The following is a 26,666-nucleotide window of genomic DNA, read 5'->3' as shown; positions in this document are numbered from 1 at the left end:
GTTGCTAAATAGTGACAAAAATGATGAATATGGCAAATAATGATATTTATCTTACAAATAATAAAAAGCCCAAGCAATTTACTTGGGCTTTTTCATAAGCATATCATTACATTTAATCATCTAAGAAACTACGTAATGTTTCAGAACGGCTCGGATGGCGTAATTTACGCAACGCTTTAGCTTCAATCTGACGAATCCGCTCACGGGTAACATCAAATTGCTTACCCACTTCCTCTAACGTATGGTCGGTATTCATATCAATGCCAAAACGCATACGCAATACTTTAGCTTCACGCGGTGTTAATCCTTCTAACACCTCATTCGTCGCCAAACGTAAACTCTCTGCCGTAGCAGAATCTAATGGCAGTTCAAGGTTTTCATCTTGAATAAAATCGCCTAAATGTGAATCATCATCATCACCAATAGGGGTTTCCATTGAAATAGGTTCTTTTGCAATCTTCAACACTTTACGAATTTTATCTTCTGGCATTCCCATTCGTTCTGCCAATTCCTCTGGTGTCGCCTCACGCCCCATTTCTTGTAAACATTGACGGGAAATACGGTTCAATTTATTAATCGTTTCAATCATATGCACAGGAATACGAATAGTACGAGCTTGATCAGCAATTGAACGTGTAATCGCCTGACGAATCCACCAAGTCGCATAAGTTGAGAATTTATAACCGCGACGATATTCAAATTTATCGACCGCTTTCATTAAACCAATATTACCTTCTTGGATCAGATCTAAGAATTGTAAACCACGATTAGTATATTTTTTAGCAATTGAAATAACCAAACGTAAGTTAGCTTCCACCATCTCTTTTTTCGCACGGCGAGCTTTTAATTCACCACTGGCAATACGACCGCCAATCTCGCGGATCTGTGCCACTGTCAAGCCAGTATCTTGCTCCATACGTTGTAAATTACTAATATTAATGCGAATTTGTTCAACATAGTTAGCTAGTTTTGGCGCGGCTCCTTTTCTAGCATTAATCGCCTTGTCAATCCATTCTTCGGAGGTTTCATTCCCTTGAAATAGCTTTAAAAAATCGGCTTTCTTCATTTGAGCATATTCAACCGCATAACGTTGAATTTGACGTTCTTCAGCACGAACTTGTTTCATCATTCTTTGCATTGATTCAACCAGCAAATCAAATTGTTTTGGCACTAAACGGAACTCGCGGAAAATATCGGACAATGCTTGAATATGCTGTTTCGATTTTTTATGTGATCGGCCGTGTTTTTGAATTACTTGTAACGCTTTTTCATGTTGCTCACGTAATGCATAAAATTTCTCACGGGCTAACTCCGGATCAATTGAGTTATCATCCGTATTATCCGCACTGCCATCACTTTCTTCATCTTCGCTTTCATCATCAACATCTGCGACCACATCTGATGCTTCTTCGTCTAAATCTGAATCTAATTCAACAACGTCTTCTTCAGCTTGAATATTAGGATCAACGAAAGCGGTCACTAAATCCGAAAGACGCATAGTGCCTTCTTCAACTTGCGCATAAAAACCGATTAATTCTGTTAACGCTTCTGGATATTCGGCCACCGCACACTGTACTTCATTAATACCTTCTTCAATACGTTTAGCGATATCAATTTCACCTTCCCGCGTTAAAAGCTCAACAGTTCCCATTTCACGCATATACATCCGCACAGGATCCGTCGTCCGGCCAAGTTCTGATTCTACTGTAGAAAGCACTTTTGTCGCTTCTTCTACAACATCTTCATCCGCGATATTCTCTGCAAGCATTAGCTCATCAGTATCTGGGGCTGTTTCTAATACTTTAATCCCCATATCGTTGATCATTTGAATAATATCTTCGATCTGCTCAGCATCAACCAATTCTTCTGGTAAGTGATCATGTACCTCTGAGATGGTCAAATAACCTTGTTCACGCCCTTGAGCAATCAGAAGTTCTAATTGAGATTGTTGTTCCATATTCGTTTCCGTTTTTTGCGAGCAAAAATAGTGTTAGATTATAACATTATTTGAAATTTTCTTGATAGTTTTGCCAAAAATTTCTTGAAAATGAGCGCTTGTTCAAGCCTACAAGAGCTGATCTATCAAAAAATAGCCTCACTGGCTAATTAACAAAGCAAGTTCTTGTTTTTCTGCAGCATTTAATCCATGCATACGATCTTTGGCAATCAGAGCTTCTATCCGCTTTTCAACTAGTTTAGCGTACAAAAAATCAAGCGTTTCAATAAAAGTACTTTCCACATTTTCAGGCGTCACTAGGTGATCCCAATTAGCCAACCGTTCTAATGTACGGTAATGTGGCTTATCTCGCCAATGTTCTAATAACACTCCCATTGAAATACCGACTTTTTCGCGACACACTTCGATCAATTCGACTAGCAATTGGAAACCGGGTTCTTGTAAGCTTTGTAGCGCTGAAATATCGGGTACAAACTGGACTAATTCTGGGTTCTGCAACAATAATGCTATCAATAATCGCATGGGTGTCCGCTTAATCGGCAAGGCTTGTGCGATTGATTTACGGTTTGCAGGTACTTTAGCGGGCAAAATAGCTTCTAATTGTGCAGGATCTAAAATGCCTAGTTTTTGACCTAACATATTACGTAAATAAACGCGTAACATTTCGCCTGGAATGCGATTGATTAACGGTACTGCAATCGCCGCCAACTTGGATTTGCCCTCTTTACTTGATAAATCCACTTGTGCGACCAAATTATCGAATAAAAAATCGCTGAGCGACATTCCCGCTTGCAAATACACTTCAAAGCCGGCTTTACCTTGTTGCCGAATAAAACTATCTGGATCTTCACCATCCGGTAGAAAAATAAATTTTAATTGACGGCCATCTTGTAAATAAGGCAAAGCATTTTCAAACGCTCGCCAAGCGGCTTCTCGACCGGCACGATCTCCGTCATAGCAACAAATAACTTGCTCAGTACAACGAAACATCTGCTGAATTTGCTCACCCGTAGTGGCTGTCCCTAAAGACGCTACCGCATTGTTAACACCAAATTGCGCAAGCGCTACAACATCCATATAGCCTTCGACTACTAGCAACGCCGCCGGATTCTCATTTTGTTGCAATGCTTGAAACAGACCGTAAAGCTCATTGCCTTTGTGATAGGTTGCTGACTCAGGAGAATTAAGGTATTTAGGTTTTTCATCGCCCATTACTCGTCCGCCAAAAGCAACCACACGCCCACGCTTATCGCGAATTGGGAACATTACTCGATTACGGAATTTATCGTAAACTCGCCCACTATCATGTTGGCTGAGCATTCCCGTATCAAGCAATTTCTGTATCTCGTCACGATTAATACCAAATTTACATAGGACAGCATCCATTGAATTAGGGGCAAATCCAATCTCAAAACGGCTAATAATCTCAGCAGAAAGCCCTCGCTGTTGCAAATAAGCTTGACTAGCAGAGTCTTGCACTAAATGTTGTTGGTAAAATTGGCTAATTTGCGCCAATAATTCATATAGATTCCGCTTCGCTTGATAACTCACCACTGATTTAGCTTGATGAGTGGCATTTTCACGTGGGACTTCTAAGCCTTGCATTGCAGCTAATTCTTCAACCGCTTCCGGAAATTCTAACTTGTCATATTCCATCAAAAAACTGATCGCATTACCGTGTGCACCACAGCCAAAACAATAGTAAAACTGTTTAGTCGGGCTTACCGTAAATGATGGGCTTTTTTCATGATGAAAAGGACAACAGCTTTGATACTCCCTGCCTGCTTTTTTGAGTTTAACGCGACTATTGATCAGTTCAACGATATCTGTGCGAGCGACAAGATCATCAATAAATGAACGAGGTATGCTACCTTTCATCGAGATCTCCTTATATAAATAACGAGAATAACGTACGGAATACGTAAGTTAATGTTGCCTAAAATGCGAGAAAATTTACCGCTTAGCATAGATAACTGCAGATAAAAAAGAGAGACAAAAATGCAAAAACCGCGATTCCCAAAGGTTTCACGGTTTTAGCCATCAACTAAAAAGCAACGTTTGCTAATTAGTATAAGCGAGTGTTACGTGCATTCTCACGTGCATTACGTTTAGCGTGACGTTTTGCTAAAGATGCTTTCTCACGTTTACGAACTGTGGTTGGTTTTTCATAGAATTCACGTGCACGAACTTCAGCTAATAAACCCGCTTTTTCGCAAGAGCGTTTAAAACGACGTAATGCAACGTCAAATGATTCATTTTCACGAACTTTAATTACTGGCATATGCCATCACCTCAGGAAATAATGTTTAAATAATAAAGTCGCACATCAATTTTTGGCGACATAGGCTAAAATAAGGTGTCGTATTCTAACGTAGCTTATATTTAAAGTAAAGGGTAATTTCATCTAGGATCATGATTCAAACTTCGCTTCTTTTAAGCCTTATATTTACGCTGTTGTTGTACTAAAGCTAATAAGTACTGACCATATTCATTTTGTATCATCGGCTCAGCCAAAGCGATTACATCAATATCAGTCAACCAACCTTTACGCCACGCAATCTCTTCCAAACAAGCTACCTGTAACTTCTGCAAATGCTCAATAGTTTTTACAAAAGCGGCCGCTTCGTGCAAGCTATCATAAGTGCCGGTATCAAACCAAGCAAATCCGCGACCAAGCAATTGCAAATGTAGCATACCTTCTTGTAAATAGCGTTGATTAATATCCGTGATTTCAAGTTCTCCACGTGCTGAAGGGGTGACTTGCTTAGCAAACTCAATGACGCGATTATCATAAAAATAAAGACCGGTAACCGCCCAATCAGATTTAGGCTCCTGTGGCTTTTCTTCCAATGTTAAAATACGTAAATCTTGATCAAACTCCACAACGCCAAAGCGCGCGGGATTATTCACTTGATAACCAAAAAGAGTAGCGCCTTGCTGGCGATTTGCCGCAACCGATAGAATTTGAGTAAAACCTTGCCCATAAAAAATATTATCGCCTAATACCAAACAAACATTATCTTTGCCGATAAATTGCTCACCAATAATAAACGCTTCTGCTAATCCTGCAGGCTTAGTTTGAATAGCATAATCAATGTGAATACCGAAATGACTGCCATCTCCTAATAATGCTTTAAAATGCTGATGATCCACGGGTGTGGTGATCACTAAAATCTCTCGGATCCCTGCCAACATTAATACTGAAAGTGGATAATAAATCATTGGCTTGTTATACACCGGCAATAACTGTTTAGAGATCCCGCGAGTAATTGGGTATAAACGTGTGCCAGATCCGCCCGCTAAAATAATCCCTTTCATCATTGATCCTTATGTTAAACAATCTTACTCACAAACAGGGTGCTGAATCATTTGCCACCAGTTTTTATGCGCTAAATACCACTCTACGGTTTTTCGTAATCCTGTAGCAAAACTTTCTTGCGGTTGCCAACCAAGCTGTTGCGTTATTTTGCTTGCATCAATTGCATAGCGTAAATCATGGCCAGGACGATCTGCTACATGTGTAATTAACGCTTGATATGTTTTAATTCCATTAGGTTTAACCGGCACTAATTCATCTAATAACTGACAAATAGCTTGCACAACTTCAATATTGGTTTTTTCATTACTGGCACCAATATTATAGCTTTCCCCTACGCGACCTTGTGTGATCACTTTATACAATGCGCGAGCATGATCTTCAACAAAAAGCCAATCTCGAACTTGTAAGCCATCGCCATAAACAGTCAATGGTTTACCAGATAAGGCGTTTAAAATGGTTAATGGAATTAATTTTTCCGGAAAATGATAAGGTCCATAGTTATTTGAACAATGGCTAATCACTGTTGGTAAGCCATAAGTACGATACCAAGCTTGCACTAGATGATCACTCGCTGCTTTTGACGCAGAATAAGGACTGCTCGGCATATAAGCACTTTGCTCAGTAAACCGTTGAGGCTGATGAGCTAAATCACCAAAGACCTCATCCGTTGAAATGTGGTGAAAAAGAAATTGTGCTTTTTTTTGCTGATCTAGACTTTGCCAATAGGATCTTGCTGTTTCTAATAATGTATAAGTGCCGATGATATTAGTTTGTATAAATGGTGCAGATCCTTCAATGGATCGATCTACGTGGCTTTCAGCGGCTAAATGCATTACTTTATCAGGCTGATAATGGTAAAAAATTTCAGCAATCCGTCCGCTATCATTAATATCTACCTGTTCAAAAGTATAGCGTTTATGCTGACTCACTGATGACAGCGAAGCTAAATTGCCCGCATAGGTCAATTTATCAACATTAATCACTTCATCGTCAGTATGATTAATAATATAGCGAATCACTGCCGATCCAATAAAACCTGCTCCACCTGTAATTAAAAGCTTCATACAATTACAACTCACTATAGCCGTTAATAAATCAATTTCTTTTTTAATCGAAATTGGGGGTAATATATTTCCTATTTACAATGTGATTTCATCAAAAAAATCTAATAATTTTGGATGAACCGCGGTACCATAAAAATCAATCTTTTCTTTAGGATAATCAAATACTGCTGTGGAAAATAACGTAATGACTTTATTAAAATTCACACCTAATAAAGTTAATAATTCTGAAGGGTAAGTGCCCTCCATCACATAAGCATCAGGAAACAGTTGTTTATAATCTGTTTTATCTCTTGGATGCGGTTTAATCACAGTTTGTGAATGGTTATATTTAGTTAAAATAGTACGATATATATCAATCTTTTCTGCTTCTGTCAGAAGTTTATCTTCCGAAAGTGGTTGCGTATAGAGAATAAAACTTCTGTTTTTAATCACGGATATTTCTTGCATATCTATTTCAAAAAAAGAAAGTATTTTAGTCTTTTCCGTAACTGTCTTAGCTTGCCATAATGTTTTGATATTAATGATTTCTCTTTTATGCGCAATTTGATCCGGTATCGGATTATCTTTGGTCAAAAAAATAGTCTTTACGTTTGGATGAAAACCACCCGGCAAAATAACCGGATTTCTTATTCTAAAAAGTGAAAACGCATACATATTTTTGGAATAATTCATCATTCCATCTTCCACCACAAAAAATCGGTGTCTTTCAAGAAAAAACTTAGCGCCTTTAATATGATCTGCGCCATAAACATCTAAACCACGTAACCTATATTTACAGGATATAAAATTAAAATAAAAGAAATCATAACATTCTGATTTAGAATGATCTAATACAATAAAATGAGGTATGCTAGTGAGATTATTCGGCATAGCTCCTTTTTCAAAAATAAAGAAAACGTCTTCTAAATTTTTATTAGTCAGTAAACAATATAAAAAAAACATTCTTTGATTGCTAATAATGGCAATTTCTTTCATCGTTATTTGATCCAAAAATAATCCGTTTTAATTAAATTTAGTATTAAACTAAATAATGGCATGCTCATGTTGTAGCAATAACTCTGCCATTTTAAGATCAATAATTGCATCAATATCAATCGAACGATCTTGTGGCATCAAATAAAACTGCATCGGTTCAACAAAAAATCTTTTTTGTTGAATAAGTGCTGCAATATCATTGATATAAATCGCTCCATTTGCCCGATAGGCTTTCGGTAATTTTTGTCGTGGCACTTCAAAATCGTTGATATCTGTTAATGGAATAATATTATCTTGTTCTAATAAAAAACTTTTATAAGGATGATGTTCACACTCACAAGCAGAAATTACAGCGTGATACTTCCCTTCTAAAAAAAGTGCCATCGCGTTTTTAATATCAATCTCTGATCGCAACGGGCTAGTTGGTTGGATAAGTACCACTATTCCATCGCTAAACTGTAATGCCTCCAAAGCGTGAAGGATCACATCAATGCTTTTTGTCTCACTTTGCGCTAAATAAGAAGGTCGCTTTAATGTTTCTGCTTGATAACGTTCCGCCTCTTTTAAAATATGATCGCCATCCGAACTGACAATAATATGATCAAAAATACCCGCTTGCTGAGCGGCGATAATCGCTCGACCAACCAATGAAATACCACCAACTAATTGTAAGTTTTTATCCTTGATACCTTTTGAGCCGGCACGGGCAGGGATTATTGCAATCTTCTTCATCGTCATCTATTCAATGTATAATTAATAAAAAGTAACCTCTATGGTACATAAAATAATGCCACTATACTATGAATAGTCCGTTTATTGCATTTTAATGTATAACATTTAAACATTCTTACGATCTTATAGACAATAATCTTTATCATAAATGCTATTGCTCAACCAATCAGATTGGTAGATAATGGCAAAATGATCTGATTTTTATGTGGGAAGATTGAATGAGCGATATCGATCAAATTCCTCTTACCTTTACAGATGCGGCAGCAAAAAAAGTTAAGAGTTTAATTGAGGGAGAAGATAACCCCAACCTACGTTTACGCGTTTACATCACAGGGGGTGGCTGTAGTGGTTTCCAATATGGCTTTACTTTTGATGATAAAATTAATGAAGGGGATTTAACGATTGAAAATCAAAATGTTGGTCTGATCGTTGACCCAATGAGTCTACAATACTTAATCGGCGGTTCCGTTGATTATACTGAAGGTTTAGATGGCTCACGTTTTGTCGTACAAAACCCTAATGCGAGCTCAACTTGCGGTTGCGGTTCATCATTTAGCATTTAAACACTGAAACAATAAAAAAGACCGCTTAAGATAATCTGTAAGCGGTCTTTTTTTACCAAATTTTACGCCTAACCTAACATAATGCCGATACTGAATAATACATTCGTCAGCAATGCCAAAGCAGCCATTCTACCTAACATAGGTCGCAGTTCAATAGGATCTTGATAGCGATAAACAAATAACGCATGTTGAGCCAACAAAGGCACCGCTAATAAAAAAAGATAATTATACCAATGATTGCCTTCAATTATGGCAAAAATCAAGTAGCAAATGACCGCTAAAGTTAATAACAACATATGGTAAATTCGCCCATTATCGCTACCAATCCGGACAATTAAGGTATTCTTTCCGGCTTGTCTATCTTGGTTAATATCACGTAAATTATTGATATTCAACACAGCCACTGACAATACGCCACACGCAAACGCCGGTAGTAAAATAATGATCGGAATGCTATGCGCTTGCAGATAAAACGAACCAATAACCGCCACAAAGCCAAAGAAAATGAGTACAAACAGATCACCTAACCCCAAATACCCATATGCCTTTTTACCAACCGTATAGCTAATCGCCGCAATAATCGATATCACACCCAAACTAACAAACACCAATAGATCTTGTAAAGATTGATAGGCATAAATGGTTAATATCAATCCTGAGATAAACGACAGAAAACTTAAGAATATGACCGCTTGCCTTAACTGTTCGCCGGTAATGTTACCTTGTTGAATGGCACGTAATGGCCCAATCCGTTCTTGCGTATCAGAGCCTTTGACATAGTCGCCATAATCATTCGCAAAGTTTGATAAAATTTGTAACAGCATAGTAGTGATAATGGCTAATAAGTTCGTTACCCAATCAAATTGCCCCACCCAATTAGCTAATGCAGATCCAACCATAATTGAAGCCAACGCTAAAGGTAACGTTTTTGGTCTTGCTGTGATAAACCAGTTCGAAAAAATAGAACGCTTATTCATAAAAGTAATAATGGATTAAATAAAAAGATATAAAACAACGTATTTTAGTATAAAATACCCGTGTTGATTTTGATTTATAATAGAAAAAGTGCATTTTTATGACGAATCCACAACCTCTAGTGTTAAATCCGATTGGTGTTATTGAAAGCTCCTATGATGAAAAATTTTCTGTGCCACGTCAACCCAATTTAGTGGCTCAAGGAAAAGGAAACCTTACTTTATTCCCCCCCTACAATTGTGCAGAGGCGGTACGCGGTTTGGTACAATTTAGTCACTTATGGCTAATTTTTCAATTTCATCAGCTCCCTGCACGGGAATGGCATTCAACCGTTCGCCCGCCACGTTTAGGAGGTAATCAACGTATTGGTGTTTTTGCTTCTCGTGCCACTCATCGCCCGAATCAGATCGGGTTATCTAAAGTCGCATTAGAAGCGATCGAAATACATCATGGAAAAGCACAGTTAAAACTTGGTGGTGTTGATTTAGTCAATGGTACGCCTATTTGGGATATCAAACCTTATATTGCTTACGCAGACAGCGAACCAGAAGCAATCTCAGGTTTTGCTCAACATAAACCACCGGCGATGTTAAGCGTAGAATTTACGCAACAAGCATTACAAGCCATTAATTTCTGTAATAATTTTGCAAAATTTGGCATAACACAACCGCTTGTTTTTATTCAACAATTAATCGAACAAGATCCTCGCCCTGCTTATCAACAGGGGAAAATAACCTCCCGCATTTATGGTATGCGGTTGGCAGGCTATAATATTCGTTGGCAAATATGCGAATCGGATCCCAATAAAGCGATGGTTATTGCGATTAACCACTGAACTAATAAACAAATTATATCTCTAAATAATATATTGCAACACTATGCATATAACAAAGGAACCCTACTCAATGAAACTAAAACAAATTTGCCTAATTTTACCGCTAATGGTAACAAGTATCACCGCTACCGCTAACCAAATGCCAGCGAATCCGCCAAAAACCGTTTTTGAGTTTTCGACCGAGATTAATCGTACTATTGAAAAAGACGTAATGCAGGCTGTGGTTTATAGCCGTAAAACCGGCAAACAATTGCCTGATCTCAAAAAATCTGTTTCTCTACATTTAAATAAAGTGATTGATAACGCTAAAAAGCAATCTGATATTGAATTAGAAGCAAATGGCGTGCGTAATTTTGTCAATTACGACAACAATAATAAACCGGACGGCTGGGTTGCTGAAGGACAAGTTTACCTTAAAAGTAAAAACTTTGAAGCACTTGCAAAAGTATTAGAACAACTTGATTCAGAAGTAGCCATCAGTGATATCTATTTCAACGTATCTCCAGAAAAAGCAAAAACATTAGAAAATGAAATGATTTTAGATGTTCTAAAACAATTCAAACATAAGGCGGAAGTTGTGCAAGCGGGTCTAAATGCGAAAAATTATGTATTAACCGACGTTAAATTAGACACGCCAAATGGTAATCTTGATCAATTTGAAGTAAGAAGTTTTGCTATGATGGCAAGATCAGTCAGACCTGCTTCAGCAAAAGAAGAGCTTTCACTTGAACCGGGTAAAGCAACCCTTTCTGCTCGTGCATCTGGCAAAGTGCAATTTGAATAAGCCATAGCTCACTCAATCATAGCGGTCAGAAAATTTGTTTGATAAGCAAACTTTCTGACCGCTTTATTCCAATTATTTATGATGTAATTGGAACGGTAACAATAAACTCAATGGTCGTTTTCGCACAATCTCACAAATACATTTCAAAATAGCGGTCCAACTATCAATCTCAGTATTACGTGAACGTAATGCCACCCATAACGTCAAGGAAAAACTCACAATTAAATTGACCACACCAATTAATAATACAAAACCTAAGCTCTGCATAAAAATTTGCCAACCTAATTCCTCGCTAACCACTGCATAACCAACATTAGCTGATGAAAAGGCGACGTGGCGGATATCTAATGGTAAATCTAACCAATAACCTATCACTCCCGTTAAACCTAATAACATACCAAAGCATATATTACCGATAATAGATCCCGAATTATCATGGATATAATCAGCTAAACATTCGCGTAAACGTTGTGGTAATAATAATTTCAACACTGGATGCTGACGTAATCGCATACGCGTGTTTAAATAATTACTGCGATTATCAAAATAACCGGAAATAATACCCGAACAAAACAACCATAAGCCGGCAATAGCCGCAAACCACAGTGTGCCTTGCGAGGGATCAATAGAATGTAACTGATATTGCACCATCTCTGATGTTAACAACGGCTGCCCCATGTGAGAGGCATAGAGATAAGCAATACCTGCAGAAACAGAAACTGACACCAACACATTCCCGAATACCGCCGCACTTTGCGAACGCAATACATCCACTAATAATTGTGCTAATTTCATATTCACTGCTCTACCTTGTGAATTTCGTTCGACCGCCTCAGCAAAGCGAGAAGCGGTCATTGCAGGCTGTTTTGTAGCAACCGTAAAATGCAACATAAAAATAATGGCAAAACCAATGCCATAATTCAGACCTTCAGCCACGCCCTTCCAAACTTTATCATCAATAATATGACCTAAATAAATTTTAAACAGCGCCATTAATGCAATTAATACTCCACCGCCTGCGGCAGAAAAAAACATACTAAAATATTCTTTCTTATCGCGTGTAATATAGTGTTCACCGTGATCACTAGTTTGCTGAGTAATACTGCGAGAAAGCATTTTAATGCTCTGTTTCCATAAGTCCGAAATACTGTGTTTATTTGCCGCTGCTTCTGCTAACATTTTCGTAATTTTCAATACTCTTAACCTAGCAACGCGTTTTGCCGCTAACAAGTCCATCAACATGGCTAAACGATCTAAGGTTTGGCATAAGCGTTCTAATAAATATGCTACGCCCATTGAAGATCCCGCGGTTTCCCCTTTCTTTTGCAAACGGCCGACTAATTCTCGCGATTGCGTCAACATAACGTGTAAATGACTATCGTCGTAATACTGATGTTGATGGCGAGCATTTAACCACAACCCGACTTCTTTTTGTAACGCCACGAATGGCGAATCTGCATCCAGTAATGTTGGATCCAAGCGAATTAATTCAGGTTCTAAATCTTCCGCAGCAATCCAAATGGACAGCATTTTAATCGCAAAAAATCCTTCGTGGCGAATATGATCGTATAACCAATTGCGATCTTGTTCAGTAACAAAACGATCTAAACAATGCAATAATGACAGCCAATATTTATTTGGAATGGCATTCATCCATTGCATATCTTTACGTTGGCGGAATAACAAGAAAAAAACATCCCGTAAATCATTGACATCTTTAAACGCAGGGTTAATTTTTTCATATAGACGATGTCGCATTTCTCTGCCAAACCCTTCTCTACCTAAAATACCGCCACTCACTAGAATCGGATAAAGTCGCATTTTGCATAACCAACGACACAATAATGTTGCAACGGCTTGTCCAACAGCCGGTTGTTGTTTTAAATACGTGGTAAAAAAATCTAATTTTGCTGCCGCTTGGTGTGGGCTACCTTTACGTAACCATTTGCAAATACCACTTAATAGTGCAAACGCATCATTTTGTTGAACTTGATATTCAATAAAAGCGGGCAATTTTTGTTCATCTACATACATTTTAGCCATACCTTATAATGAGTTACTCCTATTTCTATTAAATAAAACAGCATACAAAAACAAAAACGGTAGGCTACCCTACCGTTTTTAACATATTAACGCAGTTTGTTATTAACTATCAAACTTTCGCTGATAAAAAATTACTTTAAACGCCAAATTAGCAAGCTATTTTTACATTCCATTTAAAATCAAGATTTGACAAATATAAAAAATTACATTAATCGATTTGGTCTAATTCTTCTTGAGAAAGCTGTTCTTGAATATCAGATACATCACCATCTTTAACTTTAAAACGTAAATTTTGGAAATATGCCTCACGGAAAGAGATATAAGGATCAGCAGAATTTGTTAACAAAGCTTCTTGATTAATAAACTGCGCCCGCGTATCAATACTTTGCACAAAGAATTTAGTCAACATCCAAGGGGTTGCAAGCATTGATAACATCGGATAAACCGAATCGACTACTTTTCCGACCGCTTGGCGTGGTGTAATAGGCCCATAACCTGGAGCCATAATATAGCTACCGGCGGGCACACCATAATGGCCTAAAGTATCACCAAACTCACGATTGCCATTCTCTAATTTTAACTCTTTAATTTGGCTTGCCCAATCAATTAAACCGGCTAAGCCAAAGGTAGAATTAATCCAAAAACGCGTAAAATGCCTCATCGCTTTCTGACCATCACCTTCAACTAAACGGTTCACAAAACTAGCTGGTTCATCTAAATTATTAGCAATATTCACCAAACCTCGTTTAATTGGGGCGGGTACGTAATCTCGCCAACCTTTCGCCACAGGTTTGAAAACATGAGGATCAATCACTTCATAATTAATTTTCCACATTGCGCGATTAAAATTTTCTAGCGGATCTCGACCTTCTCCATTGGAAGGATTAATGTTTGAGGCACAAGCGGTTAACATTAACACACCAGTCCCTAAACATAATGGTTTTAAATTCATAAAATTCCTTTTACCTGAATTGATTTTATACGTCAATTTACGAGCATTGGCTATAAAAATAATTTTAATTTTAGCGGACTACATAAAAAACACAAATTAAAAAATTTAAATATGGGTGCTAAACGGCTAGATTGCGGGAATAATTAATTTTGATTACAATACCGCCAATTTAAAATAACCTAGGAATTACCCATGATAAATTGGAGTGGCAAATACATTAGCCCATATGCAGAACACGGAAAAAAAAGTAAACAAGTCAAAAAAATCACTGTTTCTATTCCAATAAAAGTATTGGAAATCCTCACTAATGAAAGAACTCGCCGCCAAATCAATAACCTACGCCACGCCACCAACAGTGAACTATTATGTGAGGCGTTTTTACATGCTTTTACCGGTCAGCCGTTACCCACAGATGAAGATTTAATGAAAGAACGCTACGACGAAATCCCCGAAAAAGCAAAAAGCAGAATGCGCGATCTTGGTATTGATCCAGACGAATGGCAATACTAAGATTGCTCAATGGCCTCACACTGGTAAGGCTTTTTTATTAACTAAAGGATGTAATTATTATGCAACAACAAAATTTAACTTCTCAATTAAACAAAGAAGCTAAATGGGCTTTCTGGCTATCTTTATTCTATTTAGTCGGTTGGGTATTTTTTGCCTATTTTTCCTCAAGTAAACGAGGTATTTTCGGTTTTCCACTTTGGTTTGAACTCTCTTGCATTTTTTTACCGCTTGTTTTTACTGGCATCGTCTATTTCGCTATTAAAAAAGTGTATTGTGATATTGATTTAAACGGAGCAAAAGATGAATAACGAAATGCTACTTCCTTTAATTGCTTATCTGCTGTTTGTGTTTGGTGTGGCTTTTTATGCTTACCGCCAACGGCAAGGTAATAGTTTTTTATCTGAATATTATGTTGGCAGCCGTTCAATGTCAGGGTTTGTGTTGGCAATGACAACCGCCGCAACTTACGTTGGCGCCAGTTCATTTATTGGTGGCCCCGGTGCGGCCTATAAATATGGTTTAGGTTGGGTGTTGTTAGCAATGATTCAAGTGCCTGCTGTCTTATTAGGTTTAGGCGCATTGGGTAAAAAATTCGCTTTATTAGCACGCAAATACAACGCGGTAACAATTAATGATATGTTATTAGCCCGCTATAACAATAAATTAGTCGTGTGGCTTTCTAGTTTAGCATTATTGCTTTCTTTCTTTGCCATGATGAGCGTGCAATTTATCGGGGCGGGACGTTTGTTGGAAATCACACTAGGTATACCTTACCAAACCGCGATTATTATTTTTGCGGTCACCGTTGGCATTTATACTTTTATCGGTGGCTTCCGTGCTATCGTATTAACGGACACGATTCAAGGTGTTATGATGTTATTAGGAACCTCATTGTTACTCGGTGGCGTAATTTATGCAGCCGGTGGCATTGAAAATGCAATGAATACATTAGCAAATATCAATCCGCAACTAATTGAGCCTTATGGCATTGATGAACATCCACTTGATTTTACCTTTATGACATCATTTTGGGTATTAGTTTGCTTTGGTTTAGTAGGCTTGCCGTCATTAGTGGTACGCAGTATGGCATATAAAGATAGTGCCTCATTACATAAAGCATTAGTAATCGGCACATTAGTGGTGTCGTTATTGATGTTTGGTATGCATCTAGCGGGCGTATTAGGCCGCGCGGTAATTACAGATTTAACCATTCCCGATCAAGTGATACCAACGTTAATGCTTCAAACCTTACCACCCGTAGTTGCAGGTATTTTCTTAGCCGCCCCTATGGCAGCAATTATGTCTTCGATCGATTCACTCTTGATTCAATCTTCTTCTACGTTAATTAAAGATTTATACCTTGCGATTAAACCTGATGCCATCAACAATGAGAAAAAATTAACATACTTTTCGACTATTACTACGTTAACCTTTTCCGTGCTATTAGTTTTTGCTGCATTAAATCCACCGGATATGTTGATTTGGCTAAAATTACTATCATTAGGTGGTTTAGAAGCAACATTCTTATGGGTTATTGTGTTAGGGCTTTATTGGGATAAAGCGAATGCTCTCGGTGCGATTAGTTCTATGGCAGCCGGGTTATGCAGCTATATGATTATGGCTACATTCAAAATTAGCATTTTCAGCTTCCATGCCATTGTGCCCTCTCTAATCATTAGCTTGGTGGCATTTTTAATCGGTAATCGTTTTGGCAAACAAGCGAGCTAATTTCGCAATTATTTAACCACCACTTGCACGGTTATGTATATTAATCCGTGCCAAATAAAAAAACCAGACTTTACAAGCCTGGCTTTTTAACTACTGAAATGACTATTAATTATAGCGCTTCAATCGCTTTAAATTGCGCTTGTAATTTTTCAATACCGCTTTGGTATTCCGCCATTTTAGCACGCTCTTTGCTGATCACAGCTTCAGGCGCTTTTGCAACAAAGGCTTCATTACTCAACTTGCTTTCAATATGCGTGACTTCATTATGTAGCTTATCAATTTCCTTGCTTAAGCGGGCTAATTCTGTATCTTTATTAATAAAACCAGCCATTGGCACTAATACTTCCACTTTACCAACTAATTTAGCGACAGAAAGCGGTGCTTGTTCGCTCGCGGTTAACACAGAAATAGAGGTTAATTTTGCCATTGCTGTCAGTAATAATTGATTTTCACTTAATATAACCGCTTGTTGTTGCGTTACATTACGCACTAACAGATCTAATGCTTTACTTGGTGCAATATTCGCTTCTGCCCGAATATTACGTACGGCAATAATCAACTCTTTCAGCCAATTAATTTGTTGCTCGGCATCAGCATCCAATTTTGCTTGTTCGACTATTGGGAATGGTTGCAACATAATGCTATCACCTTCCACACCCGCAAAATGCTTAACTTTCTGCCAAATTTCCTCAGTTATAAATGGCATAATTGGGTGGGCTAATCGCAACAGCTTTTCTAATAAGCTAACTAATGTTTTACTGGTGGCTCGTTTTTGTGCATCACTGCCATTAGCAAACACCGGTTTAGTTAATTCTAAATACCAATCGCAGAATTGGTTCCAAGTAAATTCATAAATCGCATTGGCTGCTAAATCAAAACGGTATTGTGTTAATGCTTCACGGAATTCACCCACAGTACGGTTAAAACTTGATTCAATCCAACGATCCGCTAATGAACACTCTACTTCGCCAGCGGATAGATCTAATTTGTCGTTGGTCAGCACAAAACGGCTAGCATTCCATAATTTATTACAGAAATTGCGATAGCCCTCTAAACGCTTCATATCCCAGTTAATATCACGCCCATTTGAGGCTAATGCCGCCAATGTAAAACGTAATGCGTCCGTACCGTGAGCCGCAATACCGCCTGCTGGTAACGTTGGTGTAGCAGCAAATTCTTTACGGGTCACTTTAGCAATTTTCTCTGCTAATTGTAGTTGCATCATATTACCGGTGCGTTTTTCTAGCAAATCTGCAAGACTAATGCCATCGATCATATCAATCGGATCTAAAACATTGCCTTTCGATTTCGACATTTTTTGACCTTGTTCATCACGAATCAGCCCGGTTACATACACCGTTTTAAATGGTACTTGCGGTTTACCATTTTCATCTTTGATAAAGTGCATCGTAAACATAATCATACGCGCAACCCAGAAGAAAATAATATCAAACCCCGTGATCAACACATCCGTTGGGTGAAACATTTTCAATTCTTTTGTTTGTTCTGGCCAGCCTAACGTTGAGAATGTCCATAAACCAGATGAGAACCACGTGTCCAATACGTCTTCATCTTGTGTTAATGGTAAATCAAGCGGTAAATTATGCTTAATACGAACTTCTGCTTCCGTACGCGCTACATACACATTGCCACTTTCATCATACCAAGCCGGTATACGATGTCCCCACCACAATTGACGAGAAATACACCAATCTTGAATATCACGCATCCAAGAGAAATAGAGATTTTCATATTGTTTTGGCACAAATTGAATTTCACCATTTTCTACCGCTTTTGTAGCAACTTCAGCAAGCGGTTTTACACTTACATACCATTGATCTGTTAACATCGGCTCAATCGGAACACCACCACGATCGCCATAAGGCACTTTTAAATCATGCGGTTTAATTTCATCTAATAATGCCAATGCTTCAAAATCAGCAACCACCTTTTTACGTGCCGTAAAACGTTCCAAACCTTGATAATCAGCCGGAATAATTGCTTGATAAGTGTTAAGCGGTTTACCATCAGGACCAAGTACTTCGGCAGTTTGACGAATATCCGCATTCATCGTCATTACATTGACCATCGGCAAAGCATGACGCTTACCGACTTCATAGTCGTTAAAATCGTGAGCGGGGGTAATCTTCACCACCCCCGTGCCAAATTCACGATCAACATATTCATCCGCAATAATTGGAATCTCACGGTTAGCAAGCGGTAATAAAACCGTTTTACCAATTAATGATTGATAACGCTCATCTTCAGGGTGAACTGCAACTGCCGTATCCCCCAATACCGTTTCAGGACGTGTCGTGGCAACAATCAAATAATCTTTACCGTCTGCCGTTTTCACGCCATTCGCTAATGGATAACGGAAATGCCAAAGTGAGCCTTTGCTTTCTTTGTTTTCTACTTCTAAGTCAGAAATCGCCGTGTGTAATTTTGGATCCCAATTGACTAAACGCTTACCACGATAAATCAAACCTTGTTCGTGCAAACGAACAAATACTTCTTTAACCGCATTGGATAAACCATCATCCATCGTAAAACGTTCACGTTGCCAATCAATTGAATTACCTAAACGACGCATTTGTTGGCTAATAGTACCGCCTGAATAGGCCTTCCAATCCCAAATTTTATTGATAAATGCTTCACGCCCATAATCGTGGCGTGTTTTGCCTTCTTCAGCGGCAATTTTACGCTCAACGACCATTTGTGTAGCAATACCCGCGTGATCAGTACCCGCCTGCCATAACGTGTTATTGCCTTCCATTCGATTAAAGCGGATCAATGTATCCATTAATGTTTGTTGGAAAGCATGCCCCATATGTAATGAACCTGTTACATTTGGTGGTGGAATGGCAATGCAGTAGCTTGGTACCGCTGGATTTTCAGAAGGTTTAAAATACCCCTGTTCTTCCCAGTGCTGATAAAGTGCTTGCTCTACCGCCGATGCATCAAAGCGATCTGCCATTTCAAATTTTTGTGTCATTGTTTTTTCTCTATTACGTTTTTTAATAAATAAATGAATCTCTAAAGATTTTTCAGTTCATTTGCAATATCATCAATTTTTATATATTTAGTATCTAATAATTTTTTTGCTAATAGTTTAATTAAATCCGAAATATTTATTTCCCTAACCTTAACTAACAAATCACTTTCTGAATTCTCTAACTGTTCTTCTGAAATAGTTCTTGTAGCGTTCTTTGTTATTATCCAAATTTGTTTCTCAGAATTATTATTAAATAAAATTGATGTTTTAATTTTTTTTTATATATCGCTCAATAAACTCATAATCTATATTCATCGAATTTTTGCAAATCTGAGTTACATAATTAGCAATCTGCTGCTTTTTCTTCTCTTCCCATCCAGAATAAAGCGTACAATCATAAATAACTTCTAATTTAGGTGTATTATTAGAGATATTTGAAACTTTAAATACGCCATCTGCCCTACCTGCTGCATTATTTCTTGGCACCGCATAAATTTCAGATATTCCTAAGGACTTTAATACAAATAAAGTGAAATCCTCAAAATCTTGACTATTCGAAATACTCGCTAAAGTTGACTCTAATTCTTTAATAAATTTATTAGTAAACATCAAAATACTACGTTCATACTTAACGTTTGGCATAATAGTTACCCGCTTTTTCTATAGCTATAAATGACACTCTATCACCTTCTTTTAAAGTATCCAGTTGCAAGTGTTCTAAATATTTAATATAAAATTCTTTTTTACAAATGAAATCTTTTGTTTGCTTATCATTTAATTTATTGATGATTATTTCACCTTTTATTAAATCTATAGATTTAATAGTAGACTACTATAGCCATTATTTCCTCTTTCCTCTGTATAATTTAACATCTACTAAAAATGCATTAAGCCATTAAGTTTAATTTATTGATATCTTGGTAGCGCATTTTTAGTTATGCCTGTTCAGTCACTAATTGCCAACCTAATTGCCGGTATTGCTTATACCGTTCACGCGCTTGGGCCTTTTCCTTTTCATCTATGGGTACAAAATCAATGATTTGGGTAAAAGTATTAATATAATCAGGCAAGTTTGTTTGTAATGAAATCAGAAAATCGCGACGTTGTGCATTCCGTTTGTTTTGCCAACAGATTTCAATCGGTGTTGCATATTGTGTAAATTCACCCGCTAGGTTATGCGGTACAAATGAATCAGGCTCACGCACCCATAAGGCTTCATCAATATTTAAGGCTTGTTGTTCTGTTTCACAAGCAATTAATACTCGCTTTCCCGATCGCCAAGCTTGTGCAGCTAATTCACACGCCATTGCTTCAGCAGCAGAAAGATCATCACTGCCTAATTGGCTCAGTAAATAGAATTTAACTTGTTTCACACTATCCCTTGAAGAAGTCCACAATAAAGGCCTATGATTTTAGCTGAAAATGTAAAAAATTGAAATGTAAGCGGGCTTTTTGAGGGTAAATTCTGCTAAAATAGGTCGCTTAGTTGCAGGAAATCGGCCAAATCTTCCTTTTGAACTTATCTACATTGCAAGATTCTAAAATAATGATGAGGCTATTTCAATCATCACACTATGATGTAAAACAGTAGTTGACTTCATGCTACTTATTCTCAAACTAATATTGAATAAAATAAGGAATTTACGATGGGTTTATTTGATTTTGCTGCTAATATCGGTAAAAAATTATTTACTAAAGAAGAAGATGCTTCCCAAGCAGTCACTAAACATTTAACTGACGATAATCCGGGTGTAGAAAATGTGCAAGTTACTGTAGAAAACGGTGTAGCGCATTTAACTGGTATTGCAGCGACCGCTGCTGCAATAGAAAAAGCGGTATTAATGGCAGGCAACATTGAAGGTATTGCTAATGTAAACGTTGACGGTGTTCACATCGCCAATGGTGAAAAAATCGCTAGTGATGATCAATTTTATATCATTCAAAAAGGCGATACCTTATGGGAAATTGCTAGCAAAGCATACGGCAATGGCGCAAAATATAAAATGATTGTTGAAGCCAATAAACAAGTGATCAAAGACGAAAATAAAATTTTCCCGGGTCAAAAAATCCGTATTCCAAAAGACTTATAATATATCGGCCATAATCTAAGGAGAGTGTTTTCTCTCCTTCTTACATTTACAAAAATCACTCAAAAACCCACCGCTTTCACACAAATTAATTATTTTTAATGCTTCGGTAAGCTTAACTGTCGATTAAACACACAATAGCGCTCGACAGCCCATCGCCATCACGTTAAAATGTTAGTCTATTTCTATATCTTTTATATACCCACAACTTGAGGTTTAAGAATGTCAATTTCTATTGAAACTTTAGAAGGCTTACAACGCCGTGTTACTCTCACCGTAAATGCAAACAAAATTGAAGCTGCATATAAAGAACAATTAAAAGGCTACGCGAAAAACGCACGTGTAGACGGCTTCCGTAAGGGTAAAGTACCCCACTCCATTATCGAACAACGCTTTGGATTAGCAGCACGTCAAGAAGTCTTATCTGAAGAAATGCAACGCACATTCTTTGATGCTGTTATCTCAGAAAAAATTAACCTTGCTGGCCGTCCAACATTTACACCAAACAATTACCAATTAGGTCAAGATTTTAGCTTTACCGCAACTTTCGAAGTATTCCCAGAAGTTGAATTAAAAGGTCTAGAAAATATTGAAGTTGAAAAACCTGTTGTTGAAATTACCACTGCTGACATAGACAAAATGATTGAAGTATTACGTAAACAACAAGCCACTTGGGCTGAATCTGACGCGACTGCAACAGCTAATGATCGCGTAATCATCGACTTTGTTGGTTATATTGATGGTACTGAATTTGAAGGCGGTAAAGCAACTGAATTCACATTAAACATGGGACAAGGCAGTATGATTCCAGGTTTTGAAGAAGGGATCGTTGGCCACAAAGCGGGTGAACAATTTGATATCGATGTCACGTTCCCAGAAGAATATCACGCAGAAAATTTAAAAGGTAAAGCAGCAAAATTCGCGATCACGCTTAACAAAGTAGAAAATATGATTCTGCCTGAATTAACTGAAGAATTTGTCAAAAAATTTGGCACGGCAAAAACTGTTGAAGAATTACGTGCGGAAATTGAAAAAAATATGCAACGTGAACTTAAAAATGCCATGACTGCACGTATTAAAAATCAAGTGATTAATGGCTTAGTTACACAAAATGATATTGAAGTTCCTGTTGCTGCCATTGCTGAAGAAATTGAAGTATTACGCCGTCAAGCTGTTCAACGTTTCGGTGGCAAACCAGAAATGGCTGCTCAATTACCAAGTGAACTGTTTGAGGCTGATGCAAAACGCCGTGTACAAGTAGGCTTATTACTTTCAACTGTCATTGCTAGCAATGAAATAAAAGTAGATGAGCAACGTGTACAAAAAACTATTGCTGATATCGCATCAGCTTATGAGCGACCAGCAGAAGTCATCGCTCACTATGCTAAAAATCAACGTTTAACAGATAATCTCCGTAACGTTGTATTAGAAGAACAAGCGGTTGAAATCGTGCTTGAAAAAGCAAAAGTGACGGAAAAAACACACTCTTTTGATGAAATCATGGCTCAGCAAGCTCAAGGTTAATTTCTCTATAATATAGCTTGTCAATGCAAGCTATTTGATAGGCTTTTCAAGCGGGTAATTTTGGGAAATGCTTTTCTAAAACTAACCCGCTTTTATTTTAATAAAGTGAGAATTTTCCTATGGACTTAACATTTACTCAGCAACTACAACAATTTGTAAGTGCTCATTCCATTCTTGTGGCTATTTGGATAGGGTTATTTGTTACTGTTATCTTTAATTTTTATAAAGCTGCTACTAGCAAATTTAAAATTATTGATCACCCTCAAGCAACCCAGTTAGTCAACAATGAAGAAGGTGTTTTTCTTGATCTGCGCACCGAAGACCAATTCCGCGCAGGTCATATTGTAGGCAGTATTCATATTCTGCCAAGCGAGATAAAAGCACTAAATACTCACCATATTGATAAATATAAAGATCGCCCCGTGATCTTAGTTGACGGTAATGGCTTTTCTGCTGGAGCAGATACCGACTTACTTGTCAAACAAGGATTTAATAAAGTTTACGTTTTAAAAGCAGGAATATTAGGCTGGAAATCAGCTAATCTTCCAACCGTAACACATAAATAACTCAATAAAAGGTAATATTATGTCAGAAGAAAATCAAGTTGCTGCTACAGAAGCAGAAGAGCAAACTCCATTTGAACTTCAAATTCAACGTATCTACATTAAAGATGTTTCATTTGAAGCACCCAATTTACCAACCATTTTCCATCAGGAATGGAAACCACAATTAGGCTTTGAGCTTGATACAGAAACCGTTAAACTAGCTGATGATCTGTATGAAGTAATATTACATATCAATGTATCAACTACTTTAGAAGACAGTGGCGATACGGCATTTATCTGTGAAGTAAAACAAGCTGGTGTCTTTACTATCAAAGGTTTAGAAGACATTCAATTAGCACATTGTTTAGCATCACAATGCCCTAGCGTACTTTATCCATACGCACGTGAATTAATTGCAAGCTTAGTAAATCGAGGCACATTCCCTGCATTAAATTTATCACCGGTTAATTTTGATGCATTATTTGTCGATTACTTACAACGCCAAGAACAAGAAGCGGCTGAAGCTGCAGAAGAAACACCAGCACCAGCAAGTAACTAAATTAAATCGGTTAAGATCATAAGGTATGCCTTGGCATACCTATTTTTTTATCCTTAAATGCCAAATTTAGAATATTATAGCGCTCAAATTTAGTCATAAACTTACAATAAAAGGATAATTCTCCCAATGACTACAGACGACACTAGACCCATTGCTGTACTTGGTGCAGGTTCTTATGGCACCGCACTTGCAATAGCACTTGCGCATAATGGACAACGGACTCACCTTTGGGGACATAATCCCGATAAAATGGTTAAAATGGCTGAACAACGTATGAATACAGAATCTCTGCCAGCAATACCATTTCCTAACGCATTAATTATTGAAAAAGCATTAGCGCACACACTGCAACAAGCGCAAGATATATTAATTGTCGTTCCAAGCCACGCTTTCGCCGATATCCTACACCAAATAAAACCGCTCTTAATGGCACAACATCGGATTATGTGGGCAACTAAAGGACTAGAACATAATACAGGCCGACTATTACAAACTGTTGCAACAGAAATAATAGGAGAGCAACATCCATTTGCAGTCTTATCTGGCCCTACATTTGCCAAAGAATTAGCCTTAGGCTTACCGACTGCCATTACATTAGCCTCACACGATGCAAAATTCGCAGATGAAATGCAACAACGAATCCATTGCTCAAAAGCATTTAGAGTTTACCTAAATACTGATATGATTGGCGTCCAACTAGGTGGCGCGATCAAAAATGTTATCGCGATTGGTGCAGGCATTTCAGATGGAATGGGATTTGGCGCCAATGCACGAACAGCACTTATTACTAGAGGGCTCGCCGAAATCAGCCGTTTAGGTGAATCTTTAGGTGCAAATCCAAAAACGTTTATGGGAATGGCCGGATTGGGCGACTTGGTCTTAACGTGTACAAATAACCAATCACGAAATCGCCGTTTTGGCTTAGCATTAGGCCAAGGCAAATCAGCAGAACAAGCGATTGCTGAAATTGGACAAGTTGTAGAAGGTTTTTATAATACAAAAGAAACCTATTTATTAGCACAACGTCAAAACATTGAAATGCCAATTGTAGAACAAATCTACCAAATGCTCTTTTGCAACAAAAATGCCAATAACGTTGTCACCAGCCTACTTGAACGGCAACGAAAAAAGGAATAACAGAGGTCAAAATGAAGCACATTGAACTTAATCAAATGTGGCAAAAAATCCGGCAAGAAGCCCAACAATTAGCCGATCAAGAGCCGATATTAGCCAGTTTTTTTCATGCTACAATCCTTACTCACCATAATTTGGGTAGCGCACTTAGCTACATTTTAGCCAATAAACTAGCTAATGCAATTATGCCCGCTATTGCATTAAAAGAAATTATTGAGCAGGCTTATGAAGCAGATCCCCAAATTATTGAAAGTGCCGCTTATGATATTCATGCGGTCACAACACGAGATCCCGCCGTAGATAGATGGACAACACCACTCCTTTATTTAAAAGGTTTCCACGCCTTACAGAGCTATCGTGTTACCCATTATCTTTGGCAACAAGGACGTCGCGATCTTGCAGTTTATCTACAAAATCAAATTTCCGTCGCGTTTGATGTCGATATTCACCCTGCCGCACGCTTAGGGCATAGCATTATGTTTGACCACGCGACTGCCATCGTTATTGGCGAAACCGCTATCATTGAAAATGATGTTTCTATTTTACAAGGCGTAACATTAGGTGGGACAGGCAAAGAACACGGCGATCGCCACCCCAAAATCCGTGAAGGCGTAATGATCGGTGCAGGTGCCAAAATCCTAGGCAACATTGAAATTGGCCGTTATTCTAAAATTGGGGCTAACTCAGTAGTCTTACAAACCGTACCGGATCACGCTACCGCAGCAGGTATCCCCGCTCGCATTATAGGACGAGCGCCACAACAAAAACCCGCATTCGATATGAACCAATATTTTGAAGAAATTGAAGGTACAGATGGTGATGGCATTTAATGAGTATCAGCAAATCAATAAAAACACCTTTATAAGCGGTTTTTTTATTTAAAAATTTACCGCTTTCAATAAAAGCCTATCTGATATAAAGAAATAGGCGTATCACAAGATACGCCTTTTAAAATAAAATAAGCAATTGCTAATTATTTAATGATTTTCGCAACAACGCCGGCACCTACAGTACGACCGCCTTCACGAATAGCGAAACGAAGACCTTCGTCCATCGCGATAGGGTGAATTAAGCTTACTGTCATCTTGATATTATCACCAGGCATTACCATCTCAACATCTTCAGGTAATTCAATCGTTCCTGTTACGTCCGTTGTGCGGAAGTAGAACTGAGGACGATAACCTTTGAAGAATGGAGTATGACGACCACCTTCTTCTTTTGATAATACATAAACTTCTGATTCAAAATCAGTGTGTGGTGTAATTGTACCTGGTTTCGCTAATACTTGACCACGTTCGATTTCTTCACGTTTAGTACCACGTAATAAGGCACCTACGTTTTCACCCGCACGACCTTCGTCTAATAGTTTACGGAACATCTCAACA

Annotated in this window: 25 protein-coding genes and 1 pseudogene; 12 read left to right on the top strand and 14 right to left on the bottom strand. The window is 37.9% G+C overall.

The genetic code is table 11. The annotated features are described in order from the left end of the window. Positions 1 to 112 precede the first annotated feature (112 nt). From rpoD to BMX01_RS05530, 7 genes and pseudogenes are all read right to left on the bottom strand, one after another. Positions 113 to 1,966 (bottom strand): annotated as a pseudogene (gene rpoD, locus BMX01_RS05560) (RNA polymerase sigma factor RpoD); the annotation flags it as partial. A 129-nt stretch (positions 1,967 to 2,095) separates the two neighbouring features. Further along, on the bottom strand, positions 2,096 to 3,835 hold the full coding sequence (gene dnaG, locus BMX01_RS05555) for a DNA primase (protein WP_064082205.1): 1,740 nt from the start codon (positions 3,833 to 3,835) through the stop codon (positions 2,096 to 2,098). 187 nt (positions 3,836 to 4,022) lie between these two features. Beyond that, a complete protein-coding gene (gene rpsU, locus BMX01_RS05550) occupies positions 4,023 to 4,238 on the bottom strand; it encodes a 30S ribosomal protein S21 (protein WP_010944660.1) in 216 nt (71 codons plus the stop codon). Between the two features lie 152 nt (positions 4,239 to 4,390). After that, positions 4,391 to 5,275 (bottom strand): glucose-1-phosphate thymidylyltransferase RfbA, encoded by an 885-nt coding sequence (gene rfbA, locus BMX01_RS05545; RefSeq protein WP_064082206.1) that lies wholly within the window; start codon positions 5,273 to 5,275, stop codon positions 4,391 to 4,393. A gap of 24 nt (positions 5,276 to 5,299) precedes the next feature. Further along, on the bottom strand, positions 5,300 to 6,340 hold the full coding sequence (rfbB, locus tag BMX01_RS05540; protein WP_064082207.1) for a dTDP-glucose 4,6-dehydratase: 1,041 nt from the start codon (positions 6,338 to 6,340) through the stop codon (positions 5,300 to 5,302). A gap of 75 nt (positions 6,341 to 6,415) precedes the next feature. Beyond that, a complete protein-coding gene (lst, locus tag BMX01_RS05535) occupies positions 6,416 to 7,315 on the bottom strand; it encodes an alpha 2-3-sialyltransferase (RefSeq protein WP_064082208.1) in 900 nt (299 codons plus the stop codon). Positions 7,316 to 7,363: 48 nt separating this feature from the next. Next, positions 7,364 to 8,047 carry an acylneuraminate cytidylyltransferase family protein gene (locus BMX01_RS05530; protein ID WP_064083016.1) on the bottom strand — a complete coding sequence of 228 codons (684 nt, stop codon included), beginning with the start codon at positions 8,045 to 8,047 and terminating at the stop codon, positions 7,364 to 7,366. A gap of 218 nt (positions 8,048 to 8,265) precedes the next feature. Between BMX01_RS05530 and erpA the strand changes: the two genes are divergently transcribed. Then, positions 8,266 to 8,610 (top strand): iron-sulfur cluster insertion protein ErpA, encoded by a 345-nt coding sequence (erpA, locus tag BMX01_RS05525; RefSeq protein ID WP_010944655.1) that lies wholly within the window; start codon positions 8,266 to 8,268, stop codon positions 8,608 to 8,610. 68 nt (positions 8,611 to 8,678) lie between these two features. Here erpA and BMX01_RS05520 read toward each other — a convergent pair whose 3' ends face one another. Further along, a complete protein-coding gene (locus tag BMX01_RS05520) occupies positions 8,679 to 9,587 on the bottom strand; it encodes a 1,4-dihydroxy-2-naphthoate polyprenyltransferase (RefSeq protein ID WP_074647918.1) in 909 nt (302 codons plus the stop codon). 98 nt (positions 9,588 to 9,685) lie between these two features. On the opposite strand from BMX01_RS05520, the gene tsaA reads away from it, so the two are divergent. Continuing rightward, entirely contained in the window at positions 9,686 to 10,420 is a 735-nt protein-coding gene (gene tsaA / locus BMX01_RS05515) for a tRNA (N6-threonylcarbamoyladenosine(37)-N6)-methyltransferase TrmO (RefSeq protein ID WP_064082210.1), read from the top strand. Between the two features lie 70 nt (positions 10,421 to 10,490). Beyond that, positions 10,491 to 11,204 (top strand): SIMPL domain-containing protein, encoded by a 714-nt coding sequence (locus BMX01_RS05510; RefSeq protein ID WP_064082211.1) that lies wholly within the window; start codon positions 10,491 to 10,493, stop codon positions 11,202 to 11,204. A gap of 72 nt (positions 11,205 to 11,276) precedes the next feature. Here the strand turns inward: BMX01_RS05510 and BMX01_RS05505 are convergent, their stop codons facing one another. Together BMX01_RS05505 and BMX01_RS05500 are read right to left on the bottom strand one after the other, a co-directional pair. Continuing rightward, positions 11,277 to 13,247 (bottom strand): site-specific recombinase, encoded by a 1,971-nt coding sequence (locus tag BMX01_RS05505; RefSeq protein ID WP_074647916.1) that lies wholly within the window; start codon positions 13,245 to 13,247, stop codon positions 11,277 to 11,279. A gap of 208 nt (positions 13,248 to 13,455) precedes the next feature. Further along, positions 13,456 to 14,199 carry an MlaA family lipoprotein gene (locus BMX01_RS05500; RefSeq protein WP_064082213.1) on the bottom strand — a complete coding sequence of 248 codons (744 nt, stop codon included), beginning with the start codon at positions 14,197 to 14,199 and terminating at the stop codon, positions 13,456 to 13,458. 192 nt (positions 14,200 to 14,391) lie between these two features. On the opposite strand from BMX01_RS05500, the gene metJ reads away from it, so the two are divergent. The 3 genes from metJ to panF are packed head-to-tail and all read left to right on the top strand — an operon-like array spanning position 14,392 to position 16,437. Beyond that, on the top strand, positions 14,392 to 14,709 hold the full coding sequence (gene metJ, locus BMX01_RS05495) for a met regulon transcriptional regulator MetJ (RefSeq protein ID WP_064082214.1): 318 nt from the start codon (positions 14,392 to 14,394) through the stop codon (positions 14,707 to 14,709). A 59-nt stretch (positions 14,710 to 14,768) separates the two neighbouring features. Beyond that, a complete protein-coding gene (locus BMX01_RS05490) occupies positions 14,769 to 15,017 on the top strand; it encodes a YhdT family protein (RefSeq protein ID WP_064082215.1) in 249 nt (82 codons plus the stop codon). Further along, positions 15,010 to 16,437, top strand: coding sequence for a sodium/pantothenate symporter (panF, locus tag BMX01_RS05485; RefSeq protein ID WP_064082216.1), 1,428 nt, complete (start codon positions 15,010 to 15,012; stop codon positions 16,435 to 16,437). The genes BMX01_RS05490 and panF overlap by 8 nt, the downstream gene beginning before the upstream one ends. A gap of 109 nt (positions 16,438 to 16,546) precedes the next feature. Here the strand turns inward: panF and BMX01_RS05480 are convergent, their stop codons facing one another. From BMX01_RS05480 to BMX01_RS05470, 3 genes are all read right to left on the bottom strand, one after another. Then, entirely contained in the window at positions 16,547 to 19,432 is a 2,886-nt protein-coding gene (locus BMX01_RS05480) for a valine--tRNA ligase (RefSeq protein WP_064083363.1), read from the bottom strand. Positions 19,433 to 19,699: 267 nt separating this feature from the next. After that, positions 19,700 to 20,074, bottom strand: coding sequence for a hypothetical protein (locus BMX01_RS05475; protein WP_064082218.1), 375 nt, complete (start codon positions 20,072 to 20,074; stop codon positions 19,700 to 19,702). Between the two features lie 293 nt (positions 20,075 to 20,367). Further along, the gene (locus BMX01_RS05470; RefSeq protein WP_064082219.1) at positions 20,368 to 20,805 is read right to left on the bottom strand and encodes a DNA polymerase III subunit chi; all 438 of its coding nucleotides are present in this window, start codon (positions 20,803 to 20,805) and stop codon (positions 20,368 to 20,370) included. A 273-nt stretch (positions 20,806 to 21,078) separates the two neighbouring features. On the opposite strand from BMX01_RS05470, the gene lysM reads away from it, so the two are divergent. The 6 genes from lysM (at position 21,079) to cysE (ending at position 26,111) form a co-directional block, all read left to right on the top strand. Continuing rightward, positions 21,079 to 21,522 (top strand): peptidoglycan-binding protein LysM, encoded by a 444-nt coding sequence (lysM, locus tag BMX01_RS05465; RefSeq protein WP_010944642.1) that lies wholly within the window; start codon positions 21,079 to 21,081, stop codon positions 21,520 to 21,522. 219 nt (positions 21,523 to 21,741) lie between these two features. Further along, positions 21,742 to 23,043, top strand: coding sequence for a trigger factor (gene tig, locus BMX01_RS05460; RefSeq protein WP_074647914.1), 1,302 nt, complete (start codon positions 21,742 to 21,744; stop codon positions 23,041 to 23,043). Between the two features lie 119 nt (positions 23,044 to 23,162). After that, positions 23,163 to 23,609: a rhodanese-like domain-containing protein gene (locus BMX01_RS05455; protein ID WP_074647912.1), complete on the top strand. Its 447-nt coding sequence runs from the start codon at positions 23,163 to 23,165 to the stop codon at positions 23,607 to 23,609. A gap of 19 nt (positions 23,610 to 23,628) precedes the next feature. Beyond that, entirely contained in the window at positions 23,629 to 24,147 is a 519-nt protein-coding gene (gene secB / locus BMX01_RS05450) for a protein-export chaperone SecB (protein WP_064082222.1), read from the top strand. A 126-nt stretch (positions 24,148 to 24,273) separates the two neighbouring features. After that, on the top strand, positions 24,274 to 25,284 hold the full coding sequence (gene gpsA, locus BMX01_RS05445) for an NAD(P)H-dependent glycerol-3-phosphate dehydrogenase (protein WP_064082223.1): 1,011 nt from the start codon (positions 24,274 to 24,276) through the stop codon (positions 25,282 to 25,284). An 11-nt stretch (positions 25,285 to 25,295) separates the two neighbouring features. After that, positions 25,296 to 26,111: a serine O-acetyltransferase gene (cysE, locus tag BMX01_RS05440; protein ID WP_064082224.1), complete on the top strand. Its 816-nt coding sequence runs from the start codon at positions 25,296 to 25,298 to the stop codon at positions 26,109 to 26,111. 143 nt (positions 26,112 to 26,254) lie between these two features. Here the strand turns inward: cysE and BMX01_RS05435 are convergent. Then, positions 26,255 to 26,666: EF-Tu C-terminal domain-related protein (locus tag BMX01_RS05435; protein ID WP_459551237.1), on the bottom strand; the 412-nt coding region annotated here is incomplete at its 5' end.

The sequence above is a fragment of the [Haemophilus] ducreyi genome (assembly GCF_900109315.1).
Lineage (GTDB): Bacteria > Pseudomonadota > Gammaproteobacteria > Enterobacterales > Pasteurellaceae > Haemophilus_B > Haemophilus_B ducreyi.
Note: the sequence above shows the minus strand (reverse complement) of the source record. Positions and strands in the feature narration are given on the sequence as shown.